The 14301-nt window shown below is 77.7% G+C and carries 14 protein-coding genes and 1 pseudogene; 6 read left to right on the top strand and 9 right to left on the bottom strand.

Annotated elements, in window-relative coordinates; all coding sequences use genetic code 11:
• Positions 1-296 precede the first annotated feature (296 nt).
• Positions 297-467: pseudogene (locus tag ACF1AK_RS11510) on the bottom strand (hypothetical protein); the annotation flags it as partial.
• Here ACF1AK_RS11510 and ACF1AK_RS11505 point away from each other — a divergent pair.
• The gene (locus ACF1AK_RS11505; protein WP_391498558.1) at positions 423-611 is read left to right on the top strand and encodes a hypothetical protein; all 189 of its coding nucleotides are present in this window, start codon (positions 423-425) and stop codon (positions 609-611) included. The pseudogene ACF1AK_RS11510 and the gene ACF1AK_RS11505 overlap by 45 nt on opposite strands.
• 283 nt (positions 612-894) lie before the next feature.
• Here the strand turns inward: ACF1AK_RS11505 and ACF1AK_RS11500 are convergent, their stop codons facing one another.
• Together ACF1AK_RS11500 and ACF1AK_RS11495 are read right to left on the bottom strand one after the other, a co-directional pair.
• On the bottom strand, positions 895-1380 hold the full coding sequence (locus ACF1AK_RS11500) for a histidine kinase (protein ID WP_391498557.1): 486 nt from the start codon (positions 1378-1380) through the stop codon (positions 895-897).
• 230 nt (positions 1381-1610) lie between these two features.
• On the bottom strand, positions 1611-3494 hold the full coding sequence (locus ACF1AK_RS11495) for a serine/threonine-protein kinase (RefSeq protein WP_391498556.1): 1884 nt from the start codon (positions 3492-3494) through the stop codon (positions 1611-1613).
• 241 nt (positions 3495-3735) lie between these two features.
• Between ACF1AK_RS11495 and ACF1AK_RS11490 the strand changes: the two genes are divergently transcribed.
• The 4 genes from ACF1AK_RS11490 (at position 3736) to ACF1AK_RS11475 (ending at position 7539) form a co-directional block, all read left to right on the top strand.
• Entirely contained in the window at positions 3736-4140 is a 405-nt protein-coding gene (locus ACF1AK_RS11490) for an SH3 domain-containing protein (protein WP_391498555.1), read from the top strand.
• Between the two features lie 1021 nt (positions 4141-5161).
• Complete coding sequence (locus tag ACF1AK_RS11485; protein ID WP_391498554.1) at positions 5162-6124, top strand: NUDIX hydrolase; 963 nt, start codon at positions 5162-5164, stop codon at positions 6122-6124.
• Between the two features lie 74 nt (positions 6125-6198).
• The gene (locus tag ACF1AK_RS11480) at positions 6199-6879 is read left to right on the top strand and encodes a histone deacetylase (protein WP_391498553.1); all 681 of its coding nucleotides are present in this window, start codon (positions 6199-6201) and stop codon (positions 6877-6879) included.
• A gap of 90 nt (positions 6880-6969) precedes the next feature.
• On the top strand, positions 6970-7539 hold the full coding sequence (locus tag ACF1AK_RS11475) for a DUF1772 domain-containing protein (RefSeq protein ID WP_391498552.1): 570 nt from the start codon (positions 6970-6972) through the stop codon (positions 7537-7539).
• A 39-nt stretch (positions 7540-7578) separates the two neighbouring features.
• Here the strand turns inward: ACF1AK_RS11475 and ACF1AK_RS11470 are convergent, their stop codons facing one another.
• From ACF1AK_RS11470 to ACF1AK_RS11445, 6 genes are all read right to left on the bottom strand, one after another.
• Positions 7579-8694: an AraC family transcriptional regulator gene (locus tag ACF1AK_RS11470; RefSeq protein WP_391498551.1), complete on the bottom strand. Its 1116-nt coding sequence runs from the start codon at positions 8692-8694 to the stop codon at positions 7579-7581.
• Positions 8695-8822: 128 nt separating this feature from the next.
• Positions 8823-9686 carry an NmrA family transcriptional regulator gene (locus ACF1AK_RS11465; RefSeq protein WP_391498550.1) on the bottom strand — a complete coding sequence of 288 codons (864 nt, stop codon included), beginning with the start codon at positions 9684-9686 and terminating at the stop codon, positions 8823-8825.
• 82 nt (positions 9687-9768) lie between these two features.
• A complete protein-coding gene (locus ACF1AK_RS11460) occupies positions 9769-10581 on the bottom strand; it encodes a putative protein N(5)-glutamine methyltransferase (protein ID WP_391498549.1) in 813 nt (270 codons plus the stop codon).
• Between the two features lie 392 nt (positions 10582-10973).
• On the bottom strand, positions 10974-11207 hold the full coding sequence (locus ACF1AK_RS11455; RefSeq protein ID WP_391498548.1) for a hypothetical protein: 234 nt from the start codon (positions 11205-11207) through the stop codon (positions 10974-10976).
• Positions 11208-11364: 157 nt separating this feature from the next.
• Positions 11365-12270: a carbohydrate kinase family protein gene (locus tag ACF1AK_RS11450; RefSeq protein ID WP_391498547.1), complete on the bottom strand. Its 906-nt coding sequence runs from the start codon at positions 12268-12270 to the stop codon at positions 11365-11367.
• A 3-nt stretch (positions 12271-12273) separates the two neighbouring features.
• Complete coding sequence (locus tag ACF1AK_RS11445) at positions 12274-13200, bottom strand: pseudouridine-5'-phosphate glycosidase (protein WP_391498546.1); 927 nt, start codon at positions 13198-13200, stop codon at positions 12274-12276.
• A 115-nt stretch (positions 13201-13315) separates the two neighbouring features.
• On the opposite strand from ACF1AK_RS11445, the gene ACF1AK_RS11440 reads away from it, so the two are divergent.
• Positions 13316-14218 (top strand): LysR family transcriptional regulator, encoded by a 903-nt coding sequence (locus ACF1AK_RS11440; protein WP_391498545.1) that lies wholly within the window; start codon positions 13316-13318, stop codon positions 14216-14218.
• The last annotated feature ends 83 nt before the right edge of the window (positions 14219-14301 follow it).

Raw genomic sequence — 14301 nt, 5'->3', positions numbered from 1 at the left:
CGGCGAGCGAGCGGCGGCAGTGCAGGCCGAGCGGGATCCCGTCGTGGGGGGGGGGGGCGGGGGGGGGGGGGGGGCGCGCGCCCCGCCCGCCAGCGAATCGTTTTTGTGGGGGGGGGGGGGTTGACCAAGCGGCGGGGGCCCCGGGGGGGGGGGGGGGGCGGGGGCGGCGGGGGGGGCGGGGGGGCCGCCGGGGGGGGGGGGGCCGCGGGGGGCCGGGGCCCGCCCACGACCGCGAGCAGATAGCTGCTGATCGGCGGGGTGGGCGTGAACTCCCAGCGGCCGGGCGCGACCTGGCGGCCCGTGCTGTTGCCGACCACGGTCCACTGCGGCGGCGCGGTGACGGACACCGTGTACGGGGCCTTGAGGTCGGGCTGGTCGAAGGAGGCGAACACCCGAGGGCCGTCGTCGAGGAAGGACTGGGTGTGGACGTAGTCCTCGCCGTCGGCGGGGTCGGTGAAGCGGTGCATGCCCTCGCCGGTGTGCGAGTAGGCCATGTCCGCCTCGACGGTGAGCTCGTTCTCGGCCGCCAGGCCGGTCAGCGGGAAGCGCCCGGCTCGCAGGGTGCCGACGTCCAGCTCGCGGCCGTTCAGCACCACCCGGCGGAGCCTTGACGGTTCGACGTCCACGTGGGTCCCGGCGCCGGGGGCGGTGCAGCCGAAGCGGATCACCGTCGTGGAGCCGAACACCTCCCGGCCGCGGGTCAGGTCGAGATCGAGGTGGACGGTGCGGACGGCGAGCAGCCGGCGGCGCTCGACGGCCTCAGCGCGGGTGAGGACCGAGGGATCAGGCATACGGATCATGCTGCGCCATCGGCGGGCGGGCGGCATCCGCTTTCCGCGGCCTCCGGCGGCCGGGACATCCGGCTGCCGGGACATCCGTCTGCCGGGGCCTGCGCTACCCGGCGGCGCGGCGGGCCGCCTCCACGCGATCGGCCAGCTCGGCGGCCGGAAGGCGGCGGAGGGTGACGCCGTGGCGGGCCGCCAGCTCCTCGGCGGGCTCGGGCGAGGCCTCGGTGAGGTCGAGCACCAGCATGCAGTGGCCCTCGTCGACCTCCTCGCTGAGCACGATCAGCGCCGCGCCGCCCTCGTGGTCGCGCCAGGTCTCGGCGGCGTTGCCGATCGCCGTTCCGGCCGCCCAGCCCAGCAGGACGCCGATCGGGCCGCCGAGCAGCCCGGCGAGGCCGCCGGCCACGCCCGCGCCCACGGTCGGCGCGCCGGCCCCGCGCACCTGGGACGCCGGGAAGTCCAGTGTGCCGTCGGCCAGGCGCTCGACGATCGCGGACTGGCGCAGGCCGGGCAGGTGGGCGGCCTCGTCGAAGGCGGCCCGGCAGGCGGCGAGGTCGGTGAAGTCGAGCAGCAGGACGTGGTGGTTCTCGCTCATCTCGTGACGGCTCCTCGCTCGGCGGCCAGCCGGCCGGTCGGCCGGTCGGACTGTGGTCGGACGGGTGATCGGTCGGTCGGACGGACGGACGGCTGACCGGCCGACCGGTCCCGTGGCACGTCGGCGCCGCCACCGGACCAGTCCAGCTTGGGCCCGGAAGCGGCCGCCCGCCCTGCGGGGGTGCCCCGTCCGTGCCGCGTGGCCCGTGTCCGGGCCCGCCGCGGTGCGGCTCAGTCGGCGGGATAGGTGTGGCGGAGGGTTCCCTTGGTGTCCGCCACCAGGTAGCCGCTGTTGTGGTACTCGTTGGAGAGGTAGACCCGGATGGTCGCCACGTTGTCGAGCGGGAACGTGTCGATGACCAGGTAACGGCTGCTCGGGTCCTTGACGTTGAGGGTCTCCTCGGCCTTCTTCAGCAGCGCGGGAACGACGTCCCAGTCGTACTGGGCGAGGTCCACGGGCTTGTCCTTGCCCATCGGCCCCCCGGCGCGCTTGGTGACCTTGCCGTCCCGGTAGTCGTACCAGTCGTAGTTCCGGCCGTCGGCCGTGGGCACCTGGGCACTCGCGTAGGTCGCGTAGACGTTGAGCGACTTGACCTTCGTGCCGCCGCTCTGGGCGGTGATCGCGGCGACGGCGGTGCGCACGCCGTCCGGGGTCAGCAGGTCCTTGGACGGCTTCGCCGGCGGCTTGACGGTCGGCGCGGCGGAGGCGGTGCCGGTGCCCGCGGCGGCGGTGCCGGCGGCGGTGCCGGCGGCGGGCGGAGCGACGGACGCGGTCCCGGAGGGTGCGGCGGCCGGGCCGGAGGACGCGGCCGCGTCCTGGGCCGTCGGGGAGCCGCCCGCGGCGGCGGGGGCCGACGACCCGTTCGGGGCGGCGCCCGGGTCGGCCGCGTCGCCCGTCCCGTCCGGGCGCAGCGTCCAGGCGAGCACGCTCGCCAGGGCGACCCCGGCGACCGCGAGGGTGACCGTGGCACCGGTCCGGCGGCGGGCGGGCGGCGGGGGCGTCGCGGCGGGGCCGGTCGCGCCGAGGAGCTCGGTCCCGGTGTCGTCGCCGGGCCCGGGGAGGTACGCCGTGCCCGAGGAGTGCTCCACGAACACCCCCGAGGACGGCTCCGCGTACGGGTGCGGGTGCGGGTGCGGGTGCGGCCCGGCGTACGGGTGCGGGGACGAGCCGGAGGGCGCGCCCGGGTACGGCCCGGCGGGCGGCTGCCCGGCGTACGGGTGCGCGGCGTCCGGCGGCGCCGGCGACCAGGACGGCTGCGGCCCTCCGGGAGCCGCACCCGCCTCGGCCGCCGCGAGCGCCCGGTCGAGCTGCGCGGCGTCCGGCCGCACCGCCGGGTCGCGGGCCAGCAGCGCCGCCAGCACCGGCCCCAGCGGCCCGCAGCGGGTCGGCGGCGGCAGCGGCTCGTCGAGGACGGCCGCGAGGGTGGCCAGCGTGGTGGCGCGGCGCAGCGGGTGGTGACCCTCGACGGCGACGTACAGCAGCATGCCGAGCGACCACAGGTCGGAGGACGGATTGCCCTCCTCGCCGCGGATCCGCTCCGGCGCGATGTACTCGGGGGAGCCGATCAGCGCGCCGGTGGCGGTGAGCGCGGTGGCGTCCTGCATCGCGGCGATGCCGAAGTCGGTGAGGACGGGGGTGCCGTCGGCGCGCAGCAGCACATTGCCGGGCTTGACGTCGCGGTGCTGGATGCCGGCCGCGTGGGCGGCGCGCAGCGCGGCGAGCACGCCGCGGCCGATCCGGGCGGCCTCGGGGACGGAGAGCGGGCCGCGGGCTATCCGCTCGGCGAGGCTGCCGCCGGTGACCAGCTCCATGACGAGCCAGGGGTGCGGGTGGCCGGGGGTGTCGACGATGTGGTGGATCACCGCGACGTTCGGGTGCTGGAGGCGGGCGAGCGCCCGGGCCTCGCGCAGCACGCGCTCGCGCAGTTCGTCGGCGGCCGTGGGGTCGGCCGCGGCCATGGCCGGGTCCGGCGGGCGGACCTCCTTGAGCGCGACCTCGCGGTGCAGCATGGTGTCGCGGGCGCGCCAGACCAGGCCCATGCCCCCGCCGCCGAGGCGTTCCATGAGTTCGAAGCGGTTGTCGATGAGCCGCGTCTCCGGCGCCCCAGTGTTCATGCCGCACATCGTAGGGGCCGCCATGGACAGTGCCCCGGCCGCCCGGGGGGTGGCGTGACCTGGTGGCCGGACGGTCCGTGACGCCCCGTCCGCACCGGAGCCGGCCCCGCGGCGCCGCGCGGGGCCCGGGCCTGCGGCACGCGGACGGGGCCGCCACCCGCCCGGGCGAGGCGGGAAGGGCCTTCCGGGTGGCCGTGGGCCGGCCGCGGGCCGCACCGCGCGACCGGCTCGTTGTCCCGGTATGTCCGTACACGTCGCAAGGGCCACGTGGGCCTCACTGTCCCTGCTGGTCGTCACCCTCCTGGTGGTGGCCGTGGAGACCGACCACCGTCCGCCGCCGGAACGGGCGCCCGGGCCGCCCGGGCCGCCCCCGCCGGATGCCCGGGCCGGCTGGGTCGTCGCCGCGAGCGCGGCCAACGTGCGGCGTGAGCACTCGGTCGACGGCGCGGTGCTGGGTCTGGCCCGGTGCGGCGAGCCGGCCGAGATCGTCGACACCTGGATCTCCCCGCTGGGCACCCGGTGGAGCCGGATCGTGGTCGTACCCAGCGGTCTGACGGGCTGGGTCCTCTGGTCCCTGCTCAGTCACCCGGCGCCGCCCGGCCGGTCCGCCGCCCCCTGCCCCACGCCGCCGCCCGGCGTCCAGTGACACCGGCCGCCGCGGCGTGTCCCGTGGACCGGGCCGGACGCGTGGACGGGACCCCGGCGCGGGCGGACCCTCGGGTTTCCGGTTCGGCGGCCGGAGCGTGCCGGCCGGCGGCGCGGCGCGGCCGGCGGGCCCCGGCCGCCTCCGGGGCGGCGAGGACGGCGGGCCGGGGTCCGCACGCGCCACTGGGCGGATCCGGTGGCCGGGGCGACCGGGCGGGGGGCCGGCCGCCGCGGCGACGTCGCCGGGTCCGGTCGACACCCGGTGGGCGGGAGGGCGCGGCGGCCGGGCACCGCCGCACCGGGCCGCCTGGCACGACGCCCCGGCCGAGGTGGTCCACCGTCTGCCGGCCGCGGGGGCCTGGCGCACCGGGCGCCCCACGGGCGGCGAGCGCTCCGTCGGCCTTGCCGCCCGCCCCGGACGCGAGGCCCTGCTTCCGCTGCGGGAGCGCGAACCGCCGCACCCGGTGCGGGAGGCGGACGTGCGGGCGGGGCAGCGCGTCCTGCCTGCCCCGATCCGGGTCCGCGCCGAGCGCTTCGGTGCCACGGCGGCCCCGGTGCTCCTGAAGGGCGGTGTCCTGGCCGGGCTCGCCGCCCCCGGGCTCCAGCCTTCCCGGCGGGTACGGAGGCTTCGCCGTCCGGCCGGAGGAGAATCGGCCCCCGGCCGGGCCCGTCTCACCCCGGAGGCCCGCGTGCTCGCCGAGTCCGGCTGGTCACGGCACCCGGCCGGGGCCGTCGGCCGGGGCGGCGCCCGAGGTGCGGCGGAGGTTCCGGGGCGGGTGCGGGCGGGTAGGGGGGCCCGCACCGGGAGCGGCGCGGCGGGGCGGACGGAGGTGGCGCCGGTGGGCGGGGACGCCGCGGGCGGCGGGCCGGCGGCCTGCGCGAGCGGCGTCGTCCGGGCCGCCGCCGGGGGCTCGGCTCCGGTGCGGTGGACGGCACCTGCGGCCGGACGTCGGCGGTGGCCGCCGAGCCGTCCCGGCACCGCGCCCCTGCCCCGTCGTTCCCCTCGTCGAAGGAGGCCCCGGGTGGAGCGTTCGTCCTGTCCCCCGCCGCTCGCCGTCGTGCTCGTCACCGACGCGCTGGGCCGGGTGCTGCTGCTGCGCCGGCCGGACGGGTGCTGGGAGTTGCCGGCCGCCACCGTAGGGCCGGCCGAGGAGCCGCGGACGGCGGCCGTGCGCGCGCTGGCCGAGGCGTGCGGGGTGGCCGCCGGCGCGGTGCGACCGGTCGGGGTGTTCGAGGAGGGGGCGCCGCCGGGGCGGCGGCAGGTGTTCGCGCTGTCCGCGTACGCGCCCGGCGCGATGGACCGGCTCGTCCTCCCCCGGCACGCCACGCACGCCTGGTTCTTCACCGACAACCTGCCCGGCCTCTCCCCCGCCGCCGTGCGCTTCCTGCGCGCGCACGCGCCGGCCCGCCCGCATCTGCCGCGCTCCCAGTGGCTCGCGACCACGCCGCGCGCCTGGCTGTGCACGGCCGCCGTGGTGACCGCGCCGGACGGGCGGCTGCTGATGGTCAAGCCGCGGGTCCGGGAGCCGGACCGGCGGCCGGACGCCGGGCGGTGGAACTTCCCCGGCGGAGTGCTCGACACGCACGAGGACTCGCCGACCGGGGCCGCCCGCGAGCTGCGCGAGGAGACCGGACTCGACCGGCCGCCCGGGCCGCTGCTCGCGGTGGTCTGGCAGCATCCGGCCCCGGGCGCGGACCACCCCATCGTGCAGTTCTTCCACGACTTCGGTACCGCCGACCCCGCCGCGGTCCGCCTCGGCTGCCCGGACGGGGAGATCACCGACTGGGCCTGGTTCCACCCGGACGAGGAGCTGGACGCCGCCGCCGGTCCGGACCGCGGCTACGCGGCACGGCGGGCGCTCGCGGCCCGCGCGGCCGGACACACCGTCACCGCAGCCTGCCCGCCGCGACCGCCGGGGCCGTCGGGGGCCGCACGGGCCGCAGGGGCCGCAGGGGCCGCAGGGGCCGCAGGGGCCGCAGACTGACCGGACCGCCGACCGACCGGGCCGCCGGGTGTCCGGTCCGGTGCGGACGGCCGGGTCGGGTAGCGTCACCGGCCGTGGAGGAGATCCGACCGTTCGTCATCCCGCCGCCCGGCCCCGCGCCGGCCGTGCCGCCGCTGATCTGGTACGCCGCGTACGGCTCGAACATGCATGCCGAACGGCTCGCCTGCTACCTGCACGGCGGACGGCCCGCCGAGGGCGAGCGGGACTACCCCGGCTGCCGGGACGCCCGCCTGCCGGAGCGGTCGGCGCCGGTGCGCCTGCCCGGCCTGCTCTACTTCGCCCTGGAGTCGCGGACCTGGGGCGGCGGCATGGCCTTCTACGACCCCCGCCGGCGCGGCTCCGCCCCCGCCCGGGCCTATCTGCTGACCATCGGACAGTTCAGCGACATCGCCGCCCAGGAGATGGGCGGCGGGCCGGGCGCCGACCTCGATCTGGCCGCCGTGCTGCGGACCGGCCGCGACCCGCAGGGGCCCGGCCGGTACCAGACCCTGGTGTGCCCCGGCACGCTGGAGGACGTGCCCGTGGTGACCTTCACCGCCCCCTGGACCCTGTCCGAGGCCCGGCTGAACGCCCCGCGCGCCCGTTATCTGCGCAATCTCGCCGCCGGACTGGCCGACGCGCACGGCTGGTCGCCGCGCCGCACGGCCGCCTATCTGAGCACCCGCCCGGGTGCCGCCGGGCACTGGACCGTCGACGCGCTGCTCGCCGCGCTCGCCGGGCGCACCGGAGGCTGATCCTCCGCGGGCGGGTTCCGGCCGCGGAGCCATGACCATGCGTCATCCTCATTGCCCTATCGGCCGATTCGGTGGGCAAGCGGCCGTTCGATGACGGATGATCGGCAGCGCGGGGCCGCTTCGACCGGGCGGCGCCGGCCGAGCGGACGGGGGCAGGACGGCATGGAGGCGATGCGGGTCTTCGCACTGGTGGCGGCGACCGTCACCACCGGACTGACCTCCGGACTCTTCTACACCTACGCCTCGGTGACACCGGGGCTGCGCACCGCCGACAGCCTGGTCGTCGTCCAGGTGATGCAGCGGCTCAACGTGGCGGTCCTCAACGGCTGGTACCTGCTGGGCTTCGTCGGCACGCTGGTCTTCACCGGCCTCGCGGTCGTGCTGCACCTGCCGAGCGACGGACACCGGGTGCTGCCGGCGGTGGTCGGGGCGCTGGTCTGCTACACCGGTTCCCTGGTGGCGACCAGGGTGGTCAACCTGCCGCTGAGCCAGGCGCTCGCGGAGGCCGGCGAGCCGGGCCGGACGGAGTACGCGGAGCCGGACGCCCCGTCCGGAGCCCGGCGGATGCGGTGGAGCGCGGCGCGGGCGCTGCTGTCCACGGCGGCGCTCGGCTGCCTCTGCTGGGCGCTGGTGGTGCACAGCGGCGTCGGCGCGCACTGAGGCCCGCGGGGGCGGGGCCGGCGCCGAGCCGACGGAGCTTCAGCCCGCCGCCAGCACCACGGTGGCCGGCCCGGGCCGCACCGGCGGCTGCCCGGGCGCGCCCTCCGCGGCCTCGCCCGCCACCGCGTCCCCGGCCGGCGTGTGCCGCGCCGCCTCCCCGGTGGCCGGGCCCCCGGCTACCGGGCCGTCGACCGCGGGCCCGTCCGCCGAGGCGGCCGACCGGCGGTGTTCCTGCGGGGTCAGCCCCCGCACCCGTTTGAACGCGGTGCTGAGCGCGAACGCGTCGCCGTAGCCGACCCGCCGGGCCACCGCCGCGACGGTCAGCCCCGGGTCGCGCAGCAGGTCGGCCGCCACCGCCAGCCGCCAGTTCGCCAGGTAGGCCATCGGCGGCTCACCGACCAGCGTGCTGAACCGCCGGGCCAGCCCGGCCCGGGAGACCCCGACCTCGGCGGCGAGCGCCGCCACCGTCCACGGCCGGGCCGGATCGTCGTGCAGCAGCCGCAGCGCCGGGCCGACCACGTCGTCGGCCTGGGCCCGCAGCCAGCCGGGCGCGCCGGTGTCCGGCGCGGCCAGCCAGCCCCGCAGCACACCGACCACCAGCAGGTCCAACAGCCGGTCCAGCACCACCTCCTGTCCGGGCTCGGCCCGGGTGACCTCGGTGGCGAGCAGCCGGACCAGGGTGTCCTCGGTGGTGTCCGCCCCGGCCGGCCGCAGCAGCAGGGTCGGCAGGTGGGACAGCAGCCGGCGGCCGATCTCGTGCTCGGCCAGGTAGGTGCCGGTCAGCATCACCGACGGCCGCTCGTCGCCGGGCCGGGTCTCGCCCCAGGTCCGCACCCCGAGGGCCATCGAGGTGGCGACGCTGACGCCGTCCTTGGAGCAGATCTGCCCCGGGCCGATGACGATCTCCGGCTCGGTCCGCAGGTCGTCGGCGAGGGTGTAGGACTCCGGTCCGCGCAGCAGCGCCAGGTCCCCCGGCCGCACCAGCACCGGCTGTCCGCCGTCGGGCAGGATCCACGCCTCGCCGTCCAGCATGGTGATCAGCGAGAGCGGCGCGCGGTCCTCGATCCGCAGCGCCCACGGCGTGCTGAGGACGGAACGCAGCACGAACGCGCCCCGCGCCTTGGGGCCGTCGAGCAGCCCGGTCAGGGTGTCCATGGCCGGCAAGCCTACGAACCGGCGGCCCTCGCGATCAACGACGGGCGCGGGCTCCCGGGGCGGCCGTGGCCGTCCGGCCCCGGGGAACCTCCGGGCCGGACGGCAACGGCGGGATGCGGCAGAGGGCTTCAGGCGTTCCAGACGCCGGTCGCCGCGGCGGCGCGGGCGTAGTCGGCGAAGTCCCGCGGTTCCCGGCCGAGCGCCCGCCGGACGCCGTCCGTCAGATGCGCGTTGCGGCCGTCCAGGACCATCGTGAACAGGTCGGCGAACTCGCCCGGCAGGCCGACCGCCGCCAGCACCGCGCGGTACTCCTCGACGGTGACCGGGGTGAAGCGGATCCGCCGCCCGGTCGCCGCGGACAGCTCGGCGGCGACGTCCGCGAAGGAGAGCAGCCGCGGGCCGGTCAGCTCGTAGACCTCGCCGTCGTGGCCGTCCTCGGTGAGCGCCGCCACGGCGACGTCCGCGATGTCGTCCGCGTCGACGAACGGCTCGACGGCGACGCCGGTCGGCAGCGCCAGCTCGCCGGAGAGCACCGGCTCCAGGAAGAAGCTCTCGGAGAAGTTCTGCGAGAACCAGGCGCAGCGGACCACCGTCCAGCCGGTGCCGGCCTCGGCGACCGCGGTCTCGGCGGCCTGCGCGGCCTCCTCGCCGCGCCCGGACAGCAGCACCAGGTGCTCGACCCCGGCCTCGGCGGCGCGGTGGGCGAAGGCCCCGACGGCCTCCACGGCGCCGGGCAGGGCGAGGTCGGGGTAGTAGGCGAGGTAGGCGGCGGTGACGCCGTCGAGGGCGGCGTCCCAGGTGGAGTCGTCGGCCCAGTCGAACGGGACCGGCGCGGTGCGCGAGCCGATCCGGGCGGTGTGGCCGAGCGCGGTGAGGCGTTCGGCCACGCGCCGGCCGGTCTTGCCGGTCCCGCCGGTGACCAGGACGGTCCGGGCGGCGGTGGTGGTGGTGGGGGTGCTGGACTGCTGGACGCTGGTGGTGTTCTCGGTCATGGGCCTCAGTCAACTCCGCGCGCCGCCACCCGGACATGGTCGTCACGCTCAGCCGCATGTGCGCGCGTCCACGACCGCGGGGCTACCGCCGGGCAGGCGCGCCGGACGGGCGGGTGGCGGTGACCACGGTGGCCGCCAGGTCGTCGTCGTGCGCGAGCCCGGCGCTCAGGCCGGCGGCGGTGGCCACCGCGAGGGCGGCGTCGGCCTGCTGGTCGCTGGTCTCGAAGAGCAGGGCGCCGCCCGGGGCCAGCCAGTGCGGGGCGTCGGCGGCCACCCGGCGCAGTACGTCGAGGCCGTCGGCTCCGCCGTCCAGCGCCGGGCGGGCCTCGTGCAGCCGGGCCTCGGCCGGCAGCAGCGCGATGTCGGCGGTCGGCACGTAGGGGACGTTGGCGATCAGGACGTCCACCCGCCCGCGCAGCGCGGTCGGCAGGGCGGCGAAGAGGTCGCCCTCGGACACCTCGGCGCCGGTCGCGGCGAGGTTGCGGCGCGCGCAGCGGACGGCGGCCGGATCCAGGTCGGAGGCGTACAGCCGGACGCGGTGGCCGGCGGTGGCGGCGAGTGCCGCACCGAGGGCGCCGGTGCCGCAGCAGAGGTCGACCACCAGGGCGTCCTCCCGGACCAGCGCGGCGGCGCGGCGGGCCAGGAACTCGCTGCGCCGGCGGGGCACGAAGACGCCGGGGTCGACGGCGATCCGCAGGCCGGCGAACTCCGCCCAGCCGGCGACGTGTTCGAGCGGGCGGCCGGCGGCGCGGTCGTGGACCATCGCGGCGAGTTCGGCGGGCGTCGCGGCGGCGGAGAGCAGGATGCGCGCCTCGTCCTCGGCGAAGACGCAACCGGCGGCGCGCAGCCGGGAGGTGACGGCGGAGCGGAGGGAGACGGACGGGTGGACAGGCAAGGGAACCCCTCGGAGCACAGGTGGGAGGACGTCGTCCGACCCGGGGCTCCCGCGCATGCGCGCCGGACGGCGGACGGTCCCGCGTGCTCCGGACGCCCGCCGGCGCTACGGCCTGGCGTGGTCCTGCACGAGGGTGTCGCGGTCGCGGCCGGGGAGCACCCGTTCCGGCACAGCGGTCATGGGTTCTCACCTCCCCGTTTCTCTGCGTACTGCTGCGGCGCCCGACACCCTACCGCACCCCTCGCGCGGCCGCGCCCCGCCGGACCACGGGACCACCGGACCGCCGGACCACCGGACCACCGGACCACCGGACCGCCGGGAGAGCGGAAGAGCGGAAGAGCGCCGCCCCGCCCTCCCGTGCGGGAGGGCGGGGCGGCGCCGGGTGGCGGCCCTCAGCCGGCCGTGGGCGCGGTGGCCCCCGGCCGGACGGCGCAGGCCTCGGTGACGTGCCGGCCGGCGAAGGCGAGCAGGCTGCCGAGGACATGACGGCAGACCGCCGCCTCCTTCTCGTTGCGCGGTCCCTGGGCGGCGGCCGGCGGGGCGGCGGCGAGGGGCACGGCGAGCAGCGCGGCGGCGATCAGCAGCGCGGAGCCGATCGCGCGGGCGGCGGATCTGGTGAAGGTCATGACGGCTGGCCCCTTGTCGGGTGGGGGATCGGACCAGCCACTGACTACCGCACCCGCCGCCCCGCCGGCCGGACGCTGCGCCGTCGGTGAGCGTGTCCCCGCGCGCCCCCAGGGGTGCCCCCGCGCGGGTCCCCGCGCGCCCCGGCCCCCGGGCGGCTCAGTCCGGCGGGCAGGACGCCCCGGGCGAGGCCAGCACCCGCGCCGCGCAGCGGTGCCCGCGTGCGACGGCCTCCCGCAGCCCGGACTCCCCCGGCCCGGTGCCGGTCAGCCGGCCGTCCAGGAAGGCGGCGAGGAAGCCGGCCGCGAAGGCGTCGCCCGCGCCGGTGAGGTCGCGGACCTCGCCGACCGGCGGCACCGGCACGGTGAACGGCCGTTCCCCCGGCACGTCGACGGTGGTCGCGTCGGCGCCCGACTTGGTGACCACCGTGGTCGCCGCGAGCCGGGCCCGCTCCGGCCCGGGGCGCCCGTCGGTGAGCAGCCCCAGGTAGGCGGCCTCCGCGCGGTTGGCGAACAGCAGGGTGGGCGCGAGCTCCGCGGCGAGCGCGAGGAAGCGCTCGCGGCCGAAGCCCTCCAGCATGCCGGTCGAGGAGGCGTCCAGCGAGGTGGTGGCGCCGCTCGCGCGCACCCGGCGCAGGGCGTCGACGGCCGCCGTGCCGACCGGCTCCCCGTCGAAGGAGTAGGCGGGCACGTGCAGATGGGTGAGTCCGTCCAGCCAGGGGTCCGGGACGCTCGGCAGCAGGGTGGCCGCGCCCCGGTCGGGGAGCATGGTGCGCTCGCCGGCCTCGTCGATGAGGACGACGATGCTGCCGGTCGTGCCGTGCCGCGCGACCCGGACGTCCACGCCGTGGCCGGCCAGTTCGGCGGTCAGGCCGTGCCCGGCCGGGTCGTCGCCGACGCAGCCGAGGAACCGGGTGGGGCACTGGCCGGCCGCGAAGGCGGCGACGTTGGCGGCGCTGCCGCCGCGCTGCCGGAAGACCCGGGCGTCGGAGTCGGTGCCGTGCCGCAGCGGGCCCGCCACCCAGACGACGATGTCCTCGACGAGGTCGCCGAGCACGCCGAGCACCGGTCAGCCCTCGCTTCGCGCGGCGGCCAGCGCGGTGGCGATCTCGCCGCCCAGCCGGACGTTGCCCCGGTAGACCTCGACGTTCACCTCCAGGCTGCGGCCCCGGGTGTCGCGCTGGATGAAGTCGAGCAGGAACGGCGTGGAGGCGTTGCCGGTGATGCCCTGTCGCTCGGCCTCGGCCCGGGCGCGGGTGAGCAGCGCGTCCAGCTCCTGCGGCGGGAGCTGCTTGTCCGGGTCGACCGGGTTGGCGATCAGCACGGCCTGCGGCAGCTCCAGGCCATCGCGGGCCACGATCACCCGGGCCGCCTGCTCGGGGGTGTCGACCTGGTAGCCGACGGTGTGACCGGAATCGGTGACGTAGAAGCCGGGGTAGTGGCGGGTGCGGTAGCCGATGACCGGAATGTTGAGGGTCTCGAAGCGCTCCAGGGTGGCCCGGATGTCGAGGATCGACTTCACACCGGCGCTGATCACGGTGACCGGGGTGGCGGCCAGGGTGGTCAGGTCCGCGGACTCGTCGAAGCTCTCGGAGGCGCCGAAGTGCACGCCGCCGAGGCCGCCGGTGGAGAAGACCCGGATGCCGGCGCGGTGCGCGAGGAAGGCGGTGGCGGCGACGGTGGTGCCGCCGTGGCGGCCGAGCGCGGCGACCACCGGCAGGTCGCGGAGGCTGGCCTTGTCGAGGTCGTCGGCCTCGGAGAGCTCCTTGATCTGACCGGCCGACAGGCCCACCGTGGGCACGCCCGCGAAGACGCCGATGGTGGCCGGGACGACGCCGGTCGACCGCAGCCGCTCCTCCGCCTCCAGCGCGACCTCCAGGTTGCGCGGCCGGGGCAGCCCATGGGTGAAGATCGTCGACTCCAGGGCGACGACGGGCGCGCCGGCGGCGACGGCCCCGGCGACTTCCTCGGAGATGCGGATGGGCAGTCCGGTCATGGCGGTGTGCTCCCTGTGAGGCTGCCACCACGGTGTGGCAGCGGTGGCTTCAGGGTAGGGAGCGCTCGGATCGGGATCCAGAATGAATACCGGCCCTTCTCATAGACTCCGGCCTATGAGTCTCACCCTGCGCCAGCTGGAGGTCTTCCTCACGGTGGCGGACACCCTGCACTTTGGCCGGGCCGCCGAGCGGCTGCACATCTCGCAGCCGACGGTCAGCCAGGAGGTGGCCCGGCTGGAGCGGACCGTCGGGGTGGAGCTGTTCGACCGCAGCCGGCGGGCGGTGCGGCTGACCCCCGCCGGGGAGGTGATGGCCGCCGAGTCCGCCGGCCTGCTGGCCCGCGCCGACGCGCTGCTCGCCCGGGTGCGGCTGCACGAGGAGACCAGGCTCGGCACGGCGCGGATCGTCGCCTCCCCCACCGTGGTCAACCGGCTGCTGCCGGCCGTGGTCAGCCGCGCCGAGCGGGAACTGCCGGACCTGGTGCTGTCCGAGCTGTCGGTGGACACCGGCCGGGTCTCCCCGACGCTGGCCGCCGAGCTCGCCGACCTCGGCCTCGGCCGGTTCCTGGACGACGTGCCCGGCTACCGGCGGGAGCGGATCGCCGACGAGCCGGTACGGGTCGCGGTCAGCCGCGACCACCCGCTGGCCTGGCGCGGCGCCGTGCGGCTGGACGAACTCGGCGACCTGCCCCTGCTGTTGTGGCCGCGCGAGCAGAGCCCGCGCTACTACGACCACGTGCTGGCGCTGTGCGCCGAGCGCGGGGTCGAGCCGCCGGTGCTGGTCGGCCCGGCCCGGATCGTCGGCTCCCGGCTCTACCTGCTGGCCCAGAGCCGGGCGTTCTCGCTGGTGCCCGCCTCGATGACCGGCCACCTCACCGGGGACGTGGTCACCGTGCGGCTGGCCGGGCGGGCCACCCTGCCGCTGGAACTGCAGTGGCGCCTGGACGACCGCCGCCCCGCGCTCGCCGCGCTGCGCGAGCTGGTGCGCGAGGAGGCCGCCGCCCTGGAGGCGCTCTGACGGCCGCCCCGGACGGTACCCGGCTCCGCCGCGGTCCTGACGACCGGCGCCGGCGGCGCCCCTCCTCCGACCCCCTCCGGCGT

The sequence above is a fragment of the Kitasatospora sp. NPDC015120 genome (assembly GCF_043080305.1).
Lineage (GTDB): Bacteria > Actinomycetota > Actinomycetes > Streptomycetales > Streptomycetaceae > Kitasatospora.
This window is presented reverse-complemented; position numbering and strand designations above follow the sequence as displayed.

What these genes read in the sequence shown, in the direction of transcription:
- ACF1AK_RS11500 (WP_391498557.1), bottom strand. Translation starts at nt 1,380, where the DNA reads ATGAGCGAGAACCACCACGTCCTGCTGCTCGACTTCACCGACCTCGCC.
- ACF1AK_RS11495 (WP_391498556.1), bottom strand. Translation starts at nt 3,494, where the DNA reads ATGAACACTGGGGCGCCGGAGACGCGGCTCATCGACAACCGCTTCGAA.
- ACF1AK_RS11490 (WP_391498555.1), top strand. Translation starts at nt 3,736, where the DNA reads ATGTCCGTACACGTCGCAAGGGCCACGTGGGCCTCACTGTCCCTGCTG.
- ACF1AK_RS11475 (WP_391498552.1), top strand. Translation starts at nt 6,970, where the DNA reads ATGACGGATGATCGGCAGCGCGGGGCCGCTTCGACCGGGCGGCGCCGG.
- ACF1AK_RS11470 (WP_391498551.1), bottom strand. Translation starts at nt 8,694, where the DNA reads ATGGACACCCTGACCGGGCTGCTCGACGGCCCCAAGGCGCGGGGCGCG.
- ACF1AK_RS11465 (WP_391498550.1), bottom strand. Translation starts at nt 9,686, where the DNA reads ATGACCGAGAACACCACCAGCGTCCAGCAGTCCAGCACCCCCACCACC.
- ACF1AK_RS11455 (WP_391498548.1), bottom strand. Translation starts at nt 11,207, where the DNA reads ATGACCTTCACCAGATCCGCCGCCCGCGCGATCGGCTCCGCGCTGCTG.
- ACF1AK_RS11445 (WP_391498546.1), bottom strand. Translation starts at nt 13,200, where the DNA reads ATGACCGGACTGCCCATCCGCATCTCCGAGGAAGTCGCCGGGGCCGTC.
- ACF1AK_RS11440 (WP_391498545.1), top strand. Translation starts at nt 13,316, where the DNA reads ATGAGTCTCACCCTGCGCCAGCTGGAGGTCTTCCTCACGGTGGCGGAC.